We start from the raw sequence: 18267 nt of genomic DNA, 5'->3' as shown, positions 1-18267 counted from the left end.
GCTCCCTATTTTTAATTCTTAAAACTATGCACTGGTGCTGGAATCAATCCACCACGTTGAATTAGATTGGTACTTACTGCCGGGTTAACTGCCATTACTGGGGCATGCCCAAGCAATCCACCAAACTTGACTTCATCACCAACTTTTTTACCCGGTGCCGGAATGACCCGCACGGCAGTGGTTTTATTATTAATCATCCCAATCGCTGCTTCATCCGCAATCATTGCGCTAATCGTTTCCTGCGGTGTGTCACCAGGAAACGCAATCATGTCGAGACCAACTGAACAAACTGCCGTCATCGCCTCTAATTTTGAAATATTCAGGGTTCCTGCATTCACGGCTTCAATCATTCCCGCATCTTCAGAAACGGGGATAAATGCACCCGACAAGCCACCCACATGGCTACATGCCATAATGCCACCTTTTTTAACGGCATCGTTGAGCATTGCTAATGCAGCCGTAGTACCGTGGGTCCCCACTTGCGCAACCACAATTTCTTCTAGCACCTCAGCAACTGAATCACCAGCAGCTGCGGTGGGGGCTAATGAAAGGTCGACAATCCCAAATTGCACCCCTAGTCGATCAGCGGCGAGGGTACCGACTAACTGTCCCATCCGGGTGACTTTAAATGCGGTCTTCTTGATGGTTTCTGCTACCACATCCATTGAAGCCCCTTTAACTTTTTCCAGAGCATTTTTGATTACGCCGGGTCCAGAAACCCCAACGTTGATTACAACATCTGGTTCACTGACCCCATGAAAACCACCAGCCATAAATGGGTTGTCTTCAACGGCGTTACAGAAGATAACTAATTTGGCGTTGTTCATCATATCGCGCTTGGCACCCTCAACGACCACTTTTCCCATTTGAGAAACGGCATCCATGTTAATTCCGCTACGGGTGGACCCAACGTTGACGGATGCGCAGACAAAGTCAGTTTCAGATAGTGCTTCCGGGAGGGAGGCAATCAGTGTCTTATCACCAGTTTGGTAGCCTTTTTGGACTAACGCGCTGTAACCGCCGATAAAGTCGATCCCCAAAGCTTTTGCAGCGCGGTCGAGTGTCTTGGCATATTTTACATAGTCATGGTCATGCGAGGCTGCGGCGATGAGTGAAATTGGCGTTACCGTGACCCGCTTATTAGCGATGGGAATGCCATATTCAGCTTCAATTTGCTGGCCAACTTTGACAAGATCTTTAGCCTTAGTGGTAATCTTTTCATAAATTTTCTGACAGGCGCGGTCACTGTCACTATCAATACAGTCGAGTAATGAAATCCCCATCGTAATGGTTCGGACATCTAAATTTTCATTATTGATCATTCGACTAGTTTCATAAATTTGCTGTGAATTCATGGGGACCTCCTTTTAAAGATTATGCATGGCATCATAAAGTTTGGCGTTCCGCAGGTTAATTTCCACGCCAATTTGTTTTCCTAGTTTAGTAAATTCAGTGTTTAACTGGTGGCTATCGAGGGCCGCTGGTACTTGAACAGACATCATCATCACGAAGTTACCGTCCATGATGGTTTGTGATACGTCGAGAATGTTGATTTTTTTATCTGCTAGGACTGTGCTAATCTGGGCGATAATCCCAACTTGGTCTTCACCCAAAACTGTAAGAATAGCTTTCATTAATTTTTCCTCACTTTCATTTAATTGAAATAATTTTAATATATTAGAGTCTGCTTTTCTAGGTATTATTCGGATATCATGGCCAATTTATCTTGGAAATGCTGAATTGAAGATATACATAGAAAATATCCGAACATTATTGAATATGCAAAAGGTGACCCTTAGTTTGACTCTAGAACGCTCAGCAGTCCTATAAACCGGCTAGATCGTTACCGATAAATACAAAAAAATGACCTGCCAAATGGCAGATCATTTAGGTGGTTAATCCTTATTAGAGAGGATTAGTTATGCTTCTTTTTCCGTAAGCTAGCAAGTCCAAATAAACTTGTGAGGCCGGCACTTAATAACCCAAGGGTTGCTAACTGATCAGCGTTGGTATTACCAGTTTGTGGTAATTCAGCTTGGTGTTTAGCTTCAGATTGGTCGTTAGCTTCGGATTGGGTTGGTAATTGATCATTCAATTTACCATTCGTAATTGCTTCCCGATTAATTCTGTCACCAGTTGATGATGCTGGAAGGGCAGTGTAGGTAATCACGATGTCGGGATCACTAAAGTCGCTAGTAACATCGATCGCTGGAACTTCTGCTAGACTAGCCACGTATCCTGAAATCTTTGGAGCATCGTATGCCGCAAAGTGACCAGTAGTCCAATCACTGTAACCAATGACAGTTCCCGTAACTTCATCAATCGTTGCCGAGCGGGTCAGGATAATCGTTTGACTAGCATCGATCTTGGAGCCATCAGGCTTAATGACGGTAATTGTCCGCTTGATAGTCTTATGAAGGTCATTGTAGTCGACCCCGGTTGGATAATTCTTTCCCGGATTATCAGGGAGCTTATCATTAGGTGTCTTAGGATCAGTTGGTTGAACAGTTGTGGTTTGATGTTCAACTTGAATGGTAACAGTTGGAATGCCATTAGGGGTTGCTTTTTCCGTCTTTGGAATATTCTGTCCAGGGACAAGTTTGTACCCAGCAGGAATATTAGGCGTGATGGTGATCGTTTCGTCGGTCTTACCAGTCAATGGAGTAATGCCAATCTCTTTACCATTATCAACATAAGAAATCTTCCCATTTTGTTCATTTGGTGTGTAAGAAATCTCAATCTTTGGATCCACGTAATTGACATCAACCGTAGCGACACTTGGAACTTCGGCTTGGGTTGGTGTGTAGCCTGGAACAGTTGGTGTTGTGTACTTGTCAAATGATGAGGTTGTCCAGTCACCATACTGGGTAACCTTACCAGTAACTTCATCAACGGTTGCTGTGCGAGTTAGGTGGACCTCTTGACTGGCATCAATCGTACTGCCATCAGGCTTCTTAACTATGATGGTCCGCTTGATCGTCTTGTTTAAATCATCCTTTGCAACACCAGATGGGTAATTCTTACTTGGATTGTCCGGAAGCTTATCACTTGGTGTCTTAGGATCAGTTGGTTGAACCGTAACCGTCTTGTGTTCAACCTTAACGGTAACATCAGGAATCCCGTTGGCGGTTGCTTTTTCAGTCTTTGGCGTGCCTTGTCCAGCTACGATCTGATAGCCAGTTGGGGCTTGTGGAGTAATCGTTACTGATTCGTCAGTTTTACCAGTCAGTGGAGTTGTGCCAACTCGTTGACCATTATTATCTTGGTCAACGTAAATGATGTTACCGGTTTGCTGATTTGGTGTATAAGTGACGTTAACATCGGCAGGGTGATCAGTTGGTTTAACCGTTAATTCGGGCACAGAGGTTTGACTAGCGGTATATCCAGGCACGGTTGGCACGGTCACACTCGTTAATTTTTGTGTATCATGGTCATAGGTCTCGGTTTGGTGCTTCGTTACCAAATCAGTATCAGTCGTCTTTTGGAAAGTAACCGTTTGGCTTTGGCTCTGCGGCTTCTGACCGGGTTCAGTAATCGTTACTTTTCGAGTAACGGTTACTGGCGTGGTCGTGATGGAATGCTTATGTTTCAAATTAATTGTAATCGTTTGGTTTGTAGGGCCAAAGGTGGCTTTAGTTGGCAATGCCCCAGAGACCAGTTCATAATTTTCGGGAATTTGGAGCGTGATATCTTCGGATTGATCTTTCAAACCAGTTTTAACATCTGATTTGATTAGTTGGTTCTTGTTATCCGTATCGACAAATTTGTAAGTATTCGTAGTGTTGATGGTAAACGTTGCTTGACCGGAAAGACCATCAGCATTTATTGTGACGTTTGGTTGATTGTCTTGGCCAACTCCGGCTTTCTGGTTCAGATAATCTTGGAGATGAGCTACAATGGCGTCCTTGTTTAGGGCAATTGTGTAGACTCCGCCATCAGTTGGGGCCTTACCATCGGTAGTATTCCAAGTATAGTCACCATCTTGGAGGGTGTAGTTGCCATAATCAAGCGTCTTAACGGTAGTACTTTCGCCAGGTTCGTCACCTTGGATCGTAACTGGTGCCGTCACATGAACGGTAATCTTACCATCTTTATTAACTTCAGCCGTTGTCGTAGCTTGACCGTTATAAACTTTGGCATTTTGACCACTTAATTTAGCCACGCCATCATCAGCATAAATTTGATAATCAGCAACTGTACCAAATTTCCAATTATAGTTATTACCGTTATTACCATCAGCGACTTTTACTTTATTAATGAAATCTTCGGATAATTTCACTGGATAAGAGCCGACATTAATTGGCTTTTCACCGTTTGTTAATACAACGTCATCTTTTTGCAAGGTAAGCGTTACTGGGGTGCCATCAGATTTGTATACTGTGACCTTATTGGTGTTGTTGTCAGCAAGGCCAAATTGTGTTTGGAAAGCACTCAGATCATTGGTACCATCGTATGGCTTGTACCCACCACCGTTTAAAATGACCTCTTTGGTGGCTTTTTGAATGTCTAATGTTGCTGAACTTGTAACGGCGGTAAGGTCAGGATAGGTAAAATCATCGGTTCCCAGTTGATCTTTAATATCTTGCAGACCTTGTGCAGTGAGAACAACTTTATAGGAGCCAACATTGCCCGGCGTCCCTTGGACTTCCAGATCGCCATCTGTAAGTTGAACTGGTTCAGTTGTTCCATCGGCTGCCGTAATCGTTACATGGAAACCGGTCGGGACAGATTTATCCTTAAGCAGTTGCTGCCAGCTACTATCGCCGTAATAGATACTACTGTTTCCCGTTACTTGAATGGTGACCTTTTGTTGATCTTTTTTAACATTAATTGTAACCGTCTGATCGTTGTCCGGAATGGTAACCGTGGTTGGTAGATTGCCTGAAGTTAGCTGGTAGCCAGTTGGCACGGTCAACTTAACAGCTTATTCAGAGCCAGCCGAACCACTAACTGAGGTAGCAGTACCGACTTCCTGACCATTTTGATCAACAAATTTATAAGTTACCGTGTGGTTAGCATTCTTTTTGTAATTGACTTCGATGTTGACAGAGTTGGTCTGAAATGGTTGGAACGTCCATTCGCCGAGATTACTATTAGCTGGTGAAATCGTGTACGAGTATCCAGGTACATTGAATTGGCTTTCGTCAATGGCTGGTAGAGTGGCAAGAAAATCTGGGTTTTTGTCATACGACATAAATTTCTCATACCCTTGTTTATCCGCTTCACTATCAAAAACAATTTTTCCATTAACTGCCTTTGCTTGAACCCGATCTCTGAAAAGCATTTTAGTTGATCTAGTACCATTATTATTAATAATGAAACCAATCATTAAGTTATAACCAACTGGGCCATTTTCGATTAGTTCATGACTACTTCCTGCGACACCTCTAACTCGAATTGATTGCGTAATTGTTTCATCGCCACTGGGTTTATGCATTGTCACAGTTCGATTAATTATTCTAAGGCTCTTTGTTTCTTCATTACTATGATTATAGTAATCGTTTTTATCATCCAAAGCTTTATAATAGTCACTAACAGTCATGCCTGTTGCCAAGGAATCATCTGCAGTTGCCGCTTTGCTTTCTGTCAAGGTGTTTGGGTCTACTGCCTTAGCGCTAGAAACTCCAAGTTCATTCGTTGCGGACCCCTGATTGGCTGAATTAGGTTGTGCATTACTTTGAGATTTAACATCCGTTAAATTAAGACTAGATTTTTGATTTTCACTATCCGACGTATTTGTTGTGGTCTGTTCAGTTTCCTGAGTAGGGGGGGTGACAGGAGCGTTTGTATCAGCTAAGACGGTTGTTCCACCCCAGTATAGAGTCGTCCCTAATAAGACTGATGCGACCCCAATGGAAAGTTTACGCAGGCCATAGTGAGGCTTGCGATTAGCATTCCATTTTTCATATTTAATCTGATTATTCTTTGAAACCATTGAAAAATAACCTCCCAGTATTAAAAACATTATGTAACTAACGACCTCATTGTAATCCCTTTCTTAGTGAAATTCCAATTATCTATGACTAAATCTATTTACAAAATGTGTTAAAAATACCCCATTAACACAAAAGTGAAAACGGGGTATTAATTATTTTATATTTAAAACGTTGAGGCAATTTGCTCTTGTTAATTACTGAAAAGTTATTAGACAATTTTGACATTAGTAATTAACAAGAAATTATTTTTTTAAATTATATTTGACAGACCGGCTTACTTCGTCAAATTTGCTAATCATCCCAAACTTTTTTAGCAACGTTAAATGCGGACCAGGCATTTGGCCACCCGACGTAGAAGGCTAATTGGGTGATCATTTCAGCGATTTCTTCCTTGGTAATACCATTTTTCTTGGCGGTTGCCATATGGTAAGGGAGTTGTTCAAAGGCGCCCTTAGTGATTAAGGCAGTCACCGTTAGAAAACTCCGGTCACGAGGGCTAAGTTCCTTTTCTCGCGACCAAACTTGACCAAAGAGGACATCGTCGTTTAATTCTGCAAACTTTGGGGCAAAGTCCCCAAGCTGATCCCGACCAGCTGTTTGTTTTTGAGCCATTTTAAAAACTCCTTTCGCTTAACCTAAAGTGTTGTAGTAGTCATCATCGACTTTTTCAAGCCATTCACTGGTACCCTTCGTAATTGCGATGTGGGAGAACCAGGAATCCTTAGTCGCACCATGCCAGTGCTTAACTCCTTCATGAATGGCAACGACATCACCAGGGTGAAGCAGTTGGGCAGGTTTGCCTTCTTCTTGATACCAACCTTCACCAGCAGTGACTAAAAGAATTTGAAAACCATTGTGGTGGATGTGCCAATCATTCCGGCAACCAGGTTCGAAGTTAACATTGGAAACATTGACGTCAATGTTGTCATCAGCACCGACCAGACCATTAAGGTAGCTGGTGCCAATAAAGTACTTCGCAAAGGCGACATTCTTGTCACCAAAACCAAACAGATTGTTTTTAACTTCATTTTCATTTTTTGCCATTGAACTTTCCTCCATTTCATTAATTGTCTTTATTATATGAAGCTTCTTTATTAATGTGAAATGCTTATTTATATTGTTGATTAATGCATTTTTTGTATGATTCGGTATAATGATTCTAGGAGGAGTGATACCAATGGAGACACGCGTCTTAAAGTACTTTTTGGAAGTTGCGAAGCGGAATAATATCACGCAGGCAGCGGAGCATTTACACATTACCCAACCGACTTTATCACGACAAATTATTGAACTGGAGAAGGAACTAGGGGTACAGCTGTTTGATCGCGAGAAGCGTCAAATGCGCTTAAACAAGGCTGGTGCGCTTTTTCAACAACGGGCTGCCACCATCTTAACGCTGTTGGATCAAACCGAAAGTGAATTGGTGAATACCCAAAATGAATTATCTGGGACCATCAATTTGGGAGTGGTTGAAAGTGCGGTCGCTAACTTTATGATGCAGGCCGTCGCGGACTTTCAAGACCAGTATCCGGCAGTCCGTTTTAATATTTTTGATGGGGATGGTGATACTTTACGTGAGCGACTGGACCAGAGCCTTTGCGATTTAATCGCCTTGATTGAGCCAGTTGAAGCCGCTAAGTACAACTACTTTAGCTTACCAGTTCGTGAAAAGTGGGGATTGATTATGCGGAAGGATGCCCCGTTAGCCCAGCGCCAGACGATCATGGCCCATGATTTATATCAATTACCATTAATTGTTGGCCGGCGAAATATTGTTCGCGATGATATTTTAGATGGCCTCCATTTAGATCCGCATAAGTTGGACTGGAAGATTCAGATTAATTTACCACAGAATAGTCGCGATTTATTACTATCCGGTAAATACTATCATTTAGGAATCTACGGTGTTTTTGAAAAGTATCATGACGACCGTTTGACCTTTGTACCATTTAGTCCAGAGCGGACGACGGGACATTTATTAGCGTGGCGAAAAAATATCCAACTAACGCCGGTCGTGGAGAAATTTCTTCAGTTTGTCGCTGAACGAACCGTTGATTGAAAAGTTTGGTATAATTAGAAACAGATTATTTACGTAAAGGTGTGAATATTAATATATGGAATCCTATTGGATACGTTTGTTAATTATCGTTGTTATTTTACTACTGGCGGCCTTGTTTACTTTACTCGAATATTCGGTTGTTAAGGTGCGGCCGAGTGAGCTCCAGGAATTAAAGCAAACCAAGGTGGTTAAAAAAGCCGAGCATATGGTTGGAAACATGTCAGAGTACCTTTCAACCGCTCAGGTTGGGGTGACAATGACTTCACTGGTTTTAGGGTGGATTGGTGATGAGTTTATTACGGACTTATTGCTTAAGATGAACTTTATTCCAGCAGATGTTTTAAAACCACTAGCGCCGGTAATTGGGGTCTTAATCTTTACCTTCTTCCATGCGGTCTTTACCGACTTGGTGCCAAAGAATATGGCGATTGACCGGCCGGTCCCAATTTTATTGGCGATTGTGCATCCCATTCAATTCTTCCACTGGATCTTCTACCCATTTGTCTGGTTATTTGCCGTTGTTGCGGGATCGATTACTAAGGCTCTTGGCTTTAGTACGCATCCTGAAGAAGATACTTATTCCCAAAACGAAATTTTATCGCTTTCGCAACAATCGCAAAAAGCCGGTGAAATGGAAAAGGAAGACATTACTTTCATGCAACGGGCCTTTGAAATGAATGATAAGACCGCAGCGGACATCATGATTGACCGGACGCAGTTGGAAGTGATTGATCGCAATGCCGCGATTGCCGAGGCAGCGCACCTGTACTTTACGAAACGGTTTACCCGTTATCCGGTTGTTCAAAATAACGATAAGGACCACATTATTGGTTACATCTTTAGCTATGACATCATGCGCCAAAACCAGATCAATCCTAAATCTTCTATTCGCGAAATTATTCGGAAGATTCCGGTGGTTTATGAAGGGGAGTCATTGACAGATGTTCTCCGGAAGATGATGCGTAAAGAAGCCCCAATTGCCGTTGTTCAAGATGAATACGGTGGGACTTCTGGGATCGTGACTGATAAGGATATCTATGAAGAAATGTTTGGTAACGTTCGTGAAGAAATTTATCACGTTTCAGCTGATATGATTGAAAAACAAGGAACTGATAAGAAGGGTAATCGGGTCTTTAAGGTTTCAGGTAAGACACCGTTGTCCGACTTTGAACGTTACTTTAATGTTGATATTCCACAATTTGAAGACAAGGATGTGGCAACTTTGACGGGGTACTTCTTAGAAGAAGAGTATCCAATGAAGTTAGATCGGCCAATTCGGCTTGGCGACTTCTCGTTTACGCCGACTGAGGTGCAAAATGAGTACGTCAGTGAGTTCCGTGTCGTGCAAATTCAAAAACCAAGTTCATCATCCACCAAAAAGGATCAGTCCGCGGCGGATGATAAATAAGCCTTTGAAACTCATTCTTAATTGAATGAGTTTTTTTGATGGAAAAAATTCTCAAAGACGGTTAAACTAGTATTAATTGAGTTTACGAATTTGGGGAATTTTAAAATGTTAATGTATTTAGATGTGATTGCAATTGTTTGTTTTGTGTTGTTTATTTTGCTATTGATTAGACGGGCTCACCGAATCCGCAAAACCGGTAACTATAGCAATGCAGGCCGGTTCACGATTTTTTTGAGTTGGCTTTTGTTGATTGTTTTCTTTATCAGTATTTCTGGAATTGCTTATGGGGCAACGAACCCATCTGGTTTTGACCATTTACAAACGGTTGCGGCCGATCAAGTTGCTAAGGTCAGTCACCATCATCAGTCTTCAGCAAAATCGCACACTAAAGAGTCAAAGCACTCCCGCCCATCACAAAGCACGGAACCGAAGAAAGTGAGCTGGTCGCCTGAGACGCCGCAGTTGAAGAGCGGTGAAGCAAAGGTCACGTTTACGGTTCCCCAATCAACGACGGTTGTGATCAAGGGACATCTACATCACCAACAGTATGGTAAGATCAGCGCTGATGATCATGCTAAAAAGTCAACAATTAAGTTTACCTATGCTGGTCAATATGATGTGGAAATCAATCAAGATGGTGTTCAGCATACCGCTACACTGACAGTTAAATAAATTACAAATTGAGAGTAAGGATGGGCATCCTTGCTCTGTTTTTAGATTCAGAAAAGGGATGACAATATGCAAGCGGGAAATCGACATTTGCTGGCGAGTGGGTTAGTCGCTTTAGGAATTGTTTATGGTGATATTGGAACTTCACCACTGTATGTCATGAATGCATTGATTAACGATGCTGGTGGTACGAAATCCTTAACAACCGACTACATCATCGGCGGTATTTCATTGGTCTTCTGGACATTAATGCTGATGACAACGGTTAAGTATGTCTTAATTGCGCTGTGGGCTGATAATAATGGTGAAGGTGGCATTTTTGCTTTGTACGCGCTAGTCCGTCGTCAAGCTCGCTGGCTAATCATCCCCGCGTTATTAGGCGGCGCGGCGTTGCTTGCTGACGGGACGTTGACGCCGGCAGTGACGGTCACGACCGCAATTGAAGGTTTGAAAGGAATCAAGTTTGGTTCTTCGGTATTGGTAAGTGACCAAAATGAGGTCATTGTCATCACATTTTTGATTTTACTGGTCCTCTTTATGATTCAACGGTTTGGTACGAGCGCCATCGGCAAAACATTTGGTCCAATCATGCTCCTTTGGTTTCTGTTTTTAGCATTCTTCGGTGTTCTGAACTTGATGAGACAACCGGTTATTTTAAAAGCTCTGTCGCCGGTTTACGGAATCCGTTTGCTCTTTTCACCAGCTAACCGGGCCGGAATTTTAATTTTAGGGGCGGTCTTTCTAGCAACTACTGGTGCTGAAGCCCTCTATTCAGATATGGGGCATGTCGGACGGAATAGCATTTACCTGACTTGGCCATTGGTTTGTGGTTCATTAGTTTTGAATTATTTGGGCCAAGGAGCGTACTTGTTGAATCATTTAAACGAACTCGGCCAGCAGGGTTCTGGTTATAATCCGTTTTACCAAATGCTTCCGGGTTCGGTAACCATTTTTGGGGTATTGATTGCAACCTTAGCGGCGATTATTGCATCACAAGCACTAATTACTGGATCGTTTACCCTGGTTGAGGAAGCAATTGGTTTAAAATTACTGCCTCGTTTAAAAGTTCGACATCCTTCGTTATCACGGGGGCAAATCTATATTGGCCCTATTAACTGGCTCCTATGTCTCACCACTTCGGGAATCTTATTTTATTTTCAAACGTCTGCCCACATGGAAGCGGCTTATGGACTGGCAATTACCATCACAATGTTAATGACCACTCTGTTGCTGCATCAGTATTTAGCTAATCACGGCTCAAAGATCTTAGCGATGCTTTTCTTAATAGGGTTTGCAACAATTGAAACGGTCTTTTTATTGTCCAGTTTAGCGAAATTTGTTCATGGTGGTTTCGTCACCGTGATTATTACGGCGATGATTCTCCTCGTGATGATTTGTTGGTACTATGGCGGTCAGGTTCGTGACGAAATGAATGATGAGAGCAAGTATCTGAATTTGGAAGATTATAAAGAACAGTTACAAACTCTTTCTGCGGACGTAACAATGCCACTGTACGTCAGCAATTTGATTATGATGGCCCGGATTAATAAGAACCACTTACTTAAGCGCGAAACATTATATTCAATTTTGGATAAATCGCCAAAGCGGGCGCAGGTATACTGGTTCATTACGGTGAACACAACGGATGAACCATATACTAGTTATTACAAGGTCGATATGATGGGCACGCGGAATGTGGTTAATCTGCAATTGTACCTTGGTTTTAAGATTGATAATAGTGTTAACCTCTATCTTCGTCAGGTAGTTCAGGAACTAATGGCGGAAAATGTGATTGATTTGCAACCGCAAAAGTACACCACCACACCCGGCAGAAACGTCGGTGACTTCCGCTTTATCTTCCTACGTGAACGGTTATCGCCAAATTCTGAAATTACCGGCTGGAAACGGTGGTTAGTTCAAATGCGGTTGTTACTGCAAAATTTAACCCTTTCGCCAGTCCAATACTATGGTTTAGAATTCAGCCAAACCTATGAAGAAACCGTGCCACTATTTATTAAGAACCGGCAGGGGACTACACTGGACCAACGCCAGGTCAAAAACTATGTGAAATAAAGAAAAGGGGCTGTGACATAAACCCGATTACTTTAATAAAAAGCGAACAGCGCAGTACACAAATGGCCTCCAGTGCTCGGCAAAGCCGAACTCTGGAGACCTATTTGTGCTTGCGGGGGCGTGAAAACGAAGTCATAAATGACTTCTGTCACGCTCCCTTTTAAATTTAACTATGAACTTTTTTGCGACTGCGGCCAATGACGACAATCCAAATGTTAATAAAGAGGGTTGCACCAGTCAGGGCAAAGACCATTGAATAGGTTGATACACCAGAAATTACGGAGCCTAGCAGGGCACCAAAAACCGATCCTGCAGCCTGAAATGATTGGTTATAGGAAAAGATTCGTCCAAACGCTTCATCTGGAACGTCCAGTGTCAAGATCGTTTGGGCAGCTGGCATCAGACCAGCATTAGTCATGCCGAGCAAGAAACGCCAGAAGGCTAACATCCATGGGGAAGTGGTAAAGGTCATCGGGATAAATAACAGGGTCGCGATGATTAACCCAATCATTAAAACTCGTTCTGGACCAATTTCATCCATGATGTGGCCAACTTTCGAAGCGGACAGTAAGTTACCAAGGCCTGGAGTTGCCGCAACCACCCCGGCCACAAAGGCAATGTCACCAGTGCCATGCTTCATTTCTTTAACGTAGAGACTCACGATGGGGTCAATACTCATAACGGATGCTTGAACGATCATGGTGGTAATGAACATGGCAAAGATAATTTTCACGTTTGGAATCTTGTGTAAAAGATCCTTCATTGGTTTCATTGCTTCTTTATCAATTGGGGTGAAGTGTTCCCTTGTGTTGGTCCAGGTGGTAATGAAGACCAGAAACATTAAACCACCGGTGATAAAGAATGGAATTCGGTAACCAAAGTGACTTGATAACGCACCACCGATTAACGGACCGATTAAGTTTCCGGTCACTCCGGCAGTCATCATTGCGGACATTACCCATCCAGATTTACGATGGGGAGTTTCTCCAGCCATTAGTGCTGTTGCGTTATTAATGTAGCCGGAGAATGCTCCTTGTAAGAATCGCATTCCAATGATCATCCAAACGCTGGTGGATAGTCCTGTAATAAAGATGGTACAGGCCATGACTCCAGAGGCCCGCAAACACATCAATTTACGGCCTTTTTGGTCGGCGAGGTTTCCCCAGTATGGTGAAACGATTGCTTGTGAGATAAAGGTCATGGCAAAGGCAAGACCAGAATATAGATTGAGTTCAAACCGGTTAAAAGTTCCGAGTTCATTAATGAACAAGGAGATGAAGGGCATCGTCATCGAATAGCCCATTCCGGTAATAAAACAACCAATCCAAAGTGTATAAAAGGTCTTATGCCAACCCTTCGGCAGGGGTTCTGGCGAATCTGTGGTATCCATAGATTTATTCATCACTCCTCAAAAAATTATATAGAAATTAGTATACCAGATTTCCGATACTTAATTCTTGAAAAAATGTGGTAAAGTTAAAAGAAGATTGAGAAAGCGGAGTGATAATGGTGACAAAACGAATTGCGGTGTTTTCAGATGTTCACGGAAATGTTCACGCCTTTCGGGCAATGTATCAGGATGCGATCAAGCAGCACGTGGACGAAAGCTGGTTTATTGGTGATTTATTAATGCCCGGTCCCGGAATTGACGAAATTTGGGAGATCTTTCAAAAATTAGCACCAACGATCATTGTTCGGGGGAATTGGGATGATCTAACGGTCCGAGGTGCACGGGGACAGATGGATCTTGACCGACCATCACATGTTTATTTTGCACGGTTGGCCGAATACATTGGTGAACGAATTGATCCAGCCATTATTGATGAAATTGCTGGGTGGCCGTTGCACCGGACGGTTGAAGTGGGACCGCTAGTCTTTGGTATTTCACATAATTTACCAGATTTGAATATGGGACAGGCACTTTTCCCAACGAAGGCCTCAACTAATTTTGATCAATTATTTGATCAGGAGCGGCCTGATGTAGCCATTTATGCCCATGTTCATCATGAACTGCTTCGCTACGCGAGTGATGAACGGAAGGTTTTAAATCCGGGTTCAGTTGGTGAACCGTTTAATGGGTGGGCCCGTCTTCAAACGGATACCCGGGCTCACTATCTGATTATGGAAGTTGATGACCAGGGAATTGCAGGCTTAAATTTCCGGCACGTCGGTTATGATCGGGTAGCAGAAGGCCGGTTGGCTGACCAATCTGGCGTTCCGTATCTTGAGTTATATCACCGCACTCTTAAGAGTGGACGGGTTGATACCCATAACCAACCGCTTGTGGATGCCCAGAACCAAAAGTATCACTACGCAGCTCAATATCGTGATTATGTTGCAAAATTAAATAATAAAAAGTAAGTAAAATACTTGATAAATCCCCAAATTATGGGATAATAGAGATTAGAAATTGACGAAGAAATGTTTAATATTAACCAAATTACAACACCAAATTAATTGTCGAAGGAGGACGATATTTAGATGGCAAAAAAGTCAAAAATTGCTAAATTAGCACACCAACGAGCATTCGTTAAGAAGTACGCTGCTAAGCGTCGCGAATTAAAGTCCAGTGGTGATTACATTGCATTATCAAAGTTGCCACGCAATTCTAGTCCGGTGCGGTTGCATAACCGTGATGAATATGATGGACGGCTACATGCGTACATGCGAAAATTTGGCATGTCACGTTTAACCTTCCGGAATTTAGCTCATAAGGGGCAAATTCCGGGTGTCAAAAAGGCGAGTTGGTAAAGAAAAGCAATCGCAGAAATGCGATTGCTTTTTTTATAGGTTCTCGTCGGTATTAAAATTCAAGGGACTATTATCAGTCAACTTGGTGATTAATTCAGCAGTTAGTTGCTGGTACTTTCGTAAAATTTGTTGGGCGAAGGCTGTATTTTGTTTGGTAATGTAATATTCCCAATTAGAATCGAGATTTAACTTAGCCTGATCCATTTCTTCAATAAACTTAATGGCCGCCTGATTGACGTTTTTTTGCACATCTTCAAGGAGTGGTAGTAGGTTGTGAATGTCACTATCCACGAGGACCCCGGCGTGTTTAAAAATCCAATAAGCTGAGTTGGGCTGCGCTGGTAGCTTACCACGGCGATAAGCAGCCGCAGTTTCATTAATATCTGCGAAGAATGGTACGAAAGAACTTTCGGCGGTCACACCCATCGCTAACCAATGAATATCATTACCGTGCGGTCGATTCATCTGCAAAATATGTGATTCTTGTGTTTTGGCGAGACTAATTGGCCGGTAGCGATGCCGATCATGCATATCTCCAGTTCCGATTGGATCATACGGGGTGCCTTGGTAGTGAGAACCAAGGTAGTCTTGGACATCAAAGACACTGATCAGCTGATCTGGTTTCATGATGAACGGTAGGGATTGTGATTCTGGCGTTTCATTCGTCGCTTGCCGAGCACTAAACATTTGATGACCAGACCAAACCCGTGGTGTACTATAAATAGCGTCAGACCGGTCTGCAGTACCAAAGATTTGCCGGAAATTAAAACCAGTTGGCTGTGGGTTCAGGTGATGCTGTTCCACGAACTCTTGAATACCTTGGTGATACAAGAAGTTGCGGGAATCATTAAAGTCGACTTCTTGAATGGCAAGTTGGTTACCCGCAACCGCATAGGCATCGTCAGGAATTCGCTGGGCAACCCAGTAGTGACCAGCACCACTTTCAAAATACCAAGCTTCGTTATCATCGGCAAACAGGACCCCATTCGTTTCGCCGGTTCCATACTGAGCAATTAGTTTGCCGAGTCGCTGGACACCCTCGCGTGCTGTCTTAACAAATGGCAAGACGACGGTAATCATGCCTTCCTCGTTTAATCCATTTTCCACGAGGGGGTCAAATCCTAATACTAAGTCATTCGAATAGGCACTTTCTGTGGCACTCATGGCAACATTAAATTCATTAATTCCATCTTCCTCAAAGAGGCCGGCCCTTGCTGGTCCATTCGGGAGTAGCAGTGTATTTAAAACTGGGAGTCGGTAAGGGGATTTTAACCTTCGTTTCTTTAGAAACAAACTGATCACCTAATTCACCGCGTTGGTGGACCACAAAGTGTTTGGGCCAAGCCGCTTTAGCATCTTCATTGCGACCAATCATGATGGTACCGTCAAGGGAGGCCTTTTTTCCAACCAAAATACTGGTACATGCAGAAAATTTTTTCATGAACTTGCTCCTTAAAATTAGTTATTGTGTTAATATTACACCCAAAAAATTGTAAAATGGGGAAGAATTCGGAAAGAGGGGTATTATGGCTCGATTATCAATGTTTCTTGTAATGTTAGCAGCGCTATTAATTCCAATCTTAATGGCGCGGTTTAAGATTTCTGGAGTACCCACTGCAGTCGCAGAAATTGTCATGGGGATCCTGATTGGCAAAAGCTGTTTCAATATTGTTCAGGTCACGTCTGATTTGACCCAACTGTCATCTTTAGGAGTGATCATTTTAATGTTTCTATCGGGAATGGAAATTGATTTTGATCTTTTCCGTCCCGGCAATAATAATGAGGAACAACGCTGGTCACCTGTTAAACTAGCTGGAATGGCGTTTGTCGGGACCCTAATTAACGCGTTTGTTTTAGGCCTCATTCTACGCATGACCGGCTTATTCGACAATGTCTTCCTGTCAGTAATCCTCTTTTCAACGATTGCCCTCGGGGTTGTAATTGCAACCCTGAAGGAAAAGGAAATTTTGAGTCGGCCAATGGGGCAAACCATCTTACTGACAGCTGTGCTAGGTGAAGTGGTGCCAATGTTTGCTTTAACCGTTTACGCGTCAGTTAATGGGGGCAACGGGAGCCGGATTTGGTTAATCGTGCTCTTATTGTTAGCAGCCATTTTCTTATTGCGGCGGTTTAAGCAGCCTTACAATTGGTTTACCAAAGTTACTAAGTCCACGACTCATTTGGACATTCGACTAGCTTTCTTCCTGATTTTTACGCTCGTGATCATTGCGGAAACCGTCGGGGCTGAAAATATTCTGGGAGCCTTTTTAGCCGGAATGGTAATGAAATTATTAGAACCGAGTGAAGCAACTCGTGATAAATTAACGTCAATTGGTTATGGTTTTTTCATTCCAATTTTCTTCATTATGACCGGGGTTCGGTTGAATTTACGGACCTTATTAAGTAACGCGCAGGCACTACTTTTAATTCCGATTCTCGTGCTTTGCTTTATCCTGGCTAAGTTCTGGGCCTTTCCGGTCTACCGGCTCCGCTTTGGACGCCGAAATTCATTTGCCGGAGGCTTTCTAACCGTCACGACAATTACGCTGGTCTTACCATCATTACAAGTTGCTCGTAATTTGCATACGATTACGGCCACTCAATCAGATGCGTTCATTCTTGCGGCGGTGATTGTATGTATTGTGGCACCAATTGTCTTTAATTCGGGTTACCACCTTGATCGTGAGGATCTGATTCGGCAACGGGTAGTATTCTTAGGAACAAATGTCTTAACAGTGCCGGTGGCTCAACAATTGCAACGGAATTGGTTTGATGTCCGGATGGTCACTGACGATGAGAAAAATTATAAGACTTACAATAGTCAGGTTGACCAGCTCACTTACTTGCCAAATCTTGATGAGCAATGCTTAACGGATGGGAAGTTCTTTGATACCGACATTTTGGTAACCGGCTTCCGCCGCGATGATAAGAACTTTAAGTTTGGTCATTTAGCAAAGGAAAATGGTGTTAACCGGGTAATTGTCGCGCAAGTTAACCGCACGGTGGATGAAGGACAATTAGCAACCCTCAGTCAAGCAGGGGTGGAACTTTTCAATCCATTTAATGTTGAAGCTTCTGTTATGCGGTCACTGATCGAATCACCAGCGGTTTACCAAATGCTGACCAGTACTGAAGCAGGCCTGTTTGAAGTGCGGGTACGCAACCATAAGTACACTGACCGTCCACTGATGGACCTGCCATTTGTTGATCAGATCACGATTAGTCGAATTCGGCGCGGTAATAAGTGGATCGTGCCGACTGGCGGTACCACGATTAATTACAATGACCACATTATCTTCACTGCTAAGGACATTGGGACTGTGGCTACCATCCGCCGAGAATTAAGTAAGCAGAATTAGCTTACAAATATG

14 protein-coding genes and 1 pseudogene are annotated in these 18267 nt (G+C 42.9%); 7 read left to right on the top strand and 8 right to left on the bottom strand.

What is annotated here, in order from left to right; all coding sequences use genetic code 11:
• Positions 1-11: 11 nt before the first annotated feature.
• The 6 genes from HMPREF0501_RS01785 to HMPREF0501_RS01760 all read right to left on the bottom strand — a co-directional run bounded on the left by HMPREF0501_RS01785 (position 12) and on the right by HMPREF0501_RS01760 (position 6980).
• A complete protein-coding gene (locus tag HMPREF0501_RS01785) occupies positions 12-1355 on the bottom strand; it encodes a PFL family protein (RefSeq protein WP_006916095.1) in 1344 nt (447 codons plus the stop codon).
• A gap of 12 nt (positions 1356-1367) precedes the next feature.
• The gene (locus HMPREF0501_RS01780; protein ID WP_006916094.1) at positions 1368-1634 is read right to left on the bottom strand and encodes an ACT domain-containing protein; all 267 of its coding nucleotides are present in this window, start codon (positions 1632-1634) and stop codon (positions 1368-1370) included.
• 281 nt (positions 1635-1915) lie between these two features.
• Positions 1916-4909 (bottom strand): mucin-binding protein, encoded by a 2994-nt coding sequence (locus HMPREF0501_RS01775; RefSeq protein ID WP_223206778.1) that lies wholly within the window; start codon positions 4907-4909, stop codon positions 1916-1918.
• Between the two features lie 15 nt (positions 4910-4924).
• Positions 4925-5935, bottom strand: coding sequence for a YSIRK-type signal peptide-containing protein (locus HMPREF0501_RS08495; protein WP_050755736.1), 1011 nt, complete (start codon positions 5933-5935; stop codon positions 4925-4927).
• Positions 5936-6227: 292 nt separating this feature from the next.
• A complete protein-coding gene (locus tag HMPREF0501_RS01765; RefSeq protein ID WP_006916092.1) occupies positions 6228-6548 on the bottom strand; it encodes a carboxymuconolactone decarboxylase family protein in 321 nt (106 codons plus the stop codon).
• Between the two features lie 18 nt (positions 6549-6566).
• Positions 6567-6980 (bottom strand): cupin domain-containing protein, encoded by a 414-nt coding sequence (locus HMPREF0501_RS01760; RefSeq protein ID WP_006916091.1) that lies wholly within the window; start codon positions 6978-6980, stop codon positions 6567-6569.
• 133 nt (positions 6981-7113) lie between these two features.
• On the opposite strand from HMPREF0501_RS01760, the gene HMPREF0501_RS01755 reads away from it, so the two are divergent.
• From HMPREF0501_RS01755 to HMPREF0501_RS01740, 4 genes are all read left to right on the top strand, one after another.
• The gene (locus tag HMPREF0501_RS01755) at positions 7114-7995 is read left to right on the top strand and encodes a LysR family transcriptional regulator (RefSeq protein WP_040455599.1); all 882 of its coding nucleotides are present in this window, start codon (positions 7114-7116) and stop codon (positions 7993-7995) included.
• A 55-nt stretch (positions 7996-8050) separates the two neighbouring features.
• A complete protein-coding gene (locus tag HMPREF0501_RS01750; protein ID WP_006916084.1) occupies positions 8051-9403 on the top strand; it encodes a hemolysin family protein in 1353 nt (450 codons plus the stop codon).
• A gap of 105 nt (positions 9404-9508) precedes the next feature.
• Entirely contained in the window at positions 9509-10075 is a 567-nt protein-coding gene (locus HMPREF0501_RS01745; protein ID WP_006916083.1) for a hypothetical protein, read from the top strand.
• 66 nt (positions 10076-10141) lie between these two features.
• Complete coding sequence (locus tag HMPREF0501_RS01740) at positions 10142-12145, top strand: KUP/HAK/KT family potassium transporter (RefSeq protein WP_006916082.1); 2004 nt, start codon at positions 10142-10144, stop codon at positions 12143-12145.
• 166 nt (positions 12146-12311) lie between these two features.
• Here the strand turns inward: HMPREF0501_RS01740 and HMPREF0501_RS01735 are convergent, their stop codons facing one another.
• Complete coding sequence (locus HMPREF0501_RS01735; protein ID WP_006916080.1) at positions 12312-13535, bottom strand: MFS transporter; 1224 nt, start codon at positions 13533-13535, stop codon at positions 12312-12314.
• A 119-nt stretch (positions 13536-13654) separates the two neighbouring features.
• Here HMPREF0501_RS01735 and HMPREF0501_RS01730 point away from each other — a divergent pair, with 119 nt between their 5' ends.
• Positions 13655-14506, top strand: a complete 852-nt coding sequence (locus tag HMPREF0501_RS01730) for a metallophosphoesterase family protein (protein WP_006916075.1) — start codon at positions 13655-13657, stop codon at positions 14504-14506.
• A 120-nt stretch (positions 14507-14626) separates the two neighbouring features.
• Positions 14627-14896, top strand: a complete 270-nt coding sequence (gene rpsN / locus HMPREF0501_RS01725; RefSeq protein ID WP_006916073.1) for a 30S ribosomal protein S14 — start codon at positions 14627-14629, stop codon at positions 14894-14896.
• A 33-nt stretch (positions 14897-14929) separates the two neighbouring features.
• Here the strand turns inward: rpsN and HMPREF0501_RS01720 are convergent.
• Positions 14930-16337 (bottom strand): annotated as a pseudogene (locus tag HMPREF0501_RS01720) (C69 family dipeptidase).
• A gap of 85 nt (positions 16338-16422) precedes the next feature.
• Between HMPREF0501_RS01720 and HMPREF0501_RS01715 the strand changes: the two are divergent.
• Entirely contained in the window at positions 16423-18255 is a 1833-nt protein-coding gene (locus HMPREF0501_RS01715) for a cation:proton antiporter family protein (RefSeq protein ID WP_006916070.1), read from the top strand.
• Positions 18256-18267 lie beyond the last annotated feature (12 nt).

The organism is Limosilactobacillus coleohominis 101-4-CHN (genome assembly GCF_000161935.1).
Classification (GTDB): domain Bacteria; phylum Bacillota; class Bacilli; order Lactobacillales; family Lactobacillaceae; genus Limosilactobacillus; species Limosilactobacillus coleohominis_A.
The sequence above is the reverse complement of the archived record's forward strand: the minus strand, read 5'-3'. Positions and strand labels throughout refer to the sequence as shown.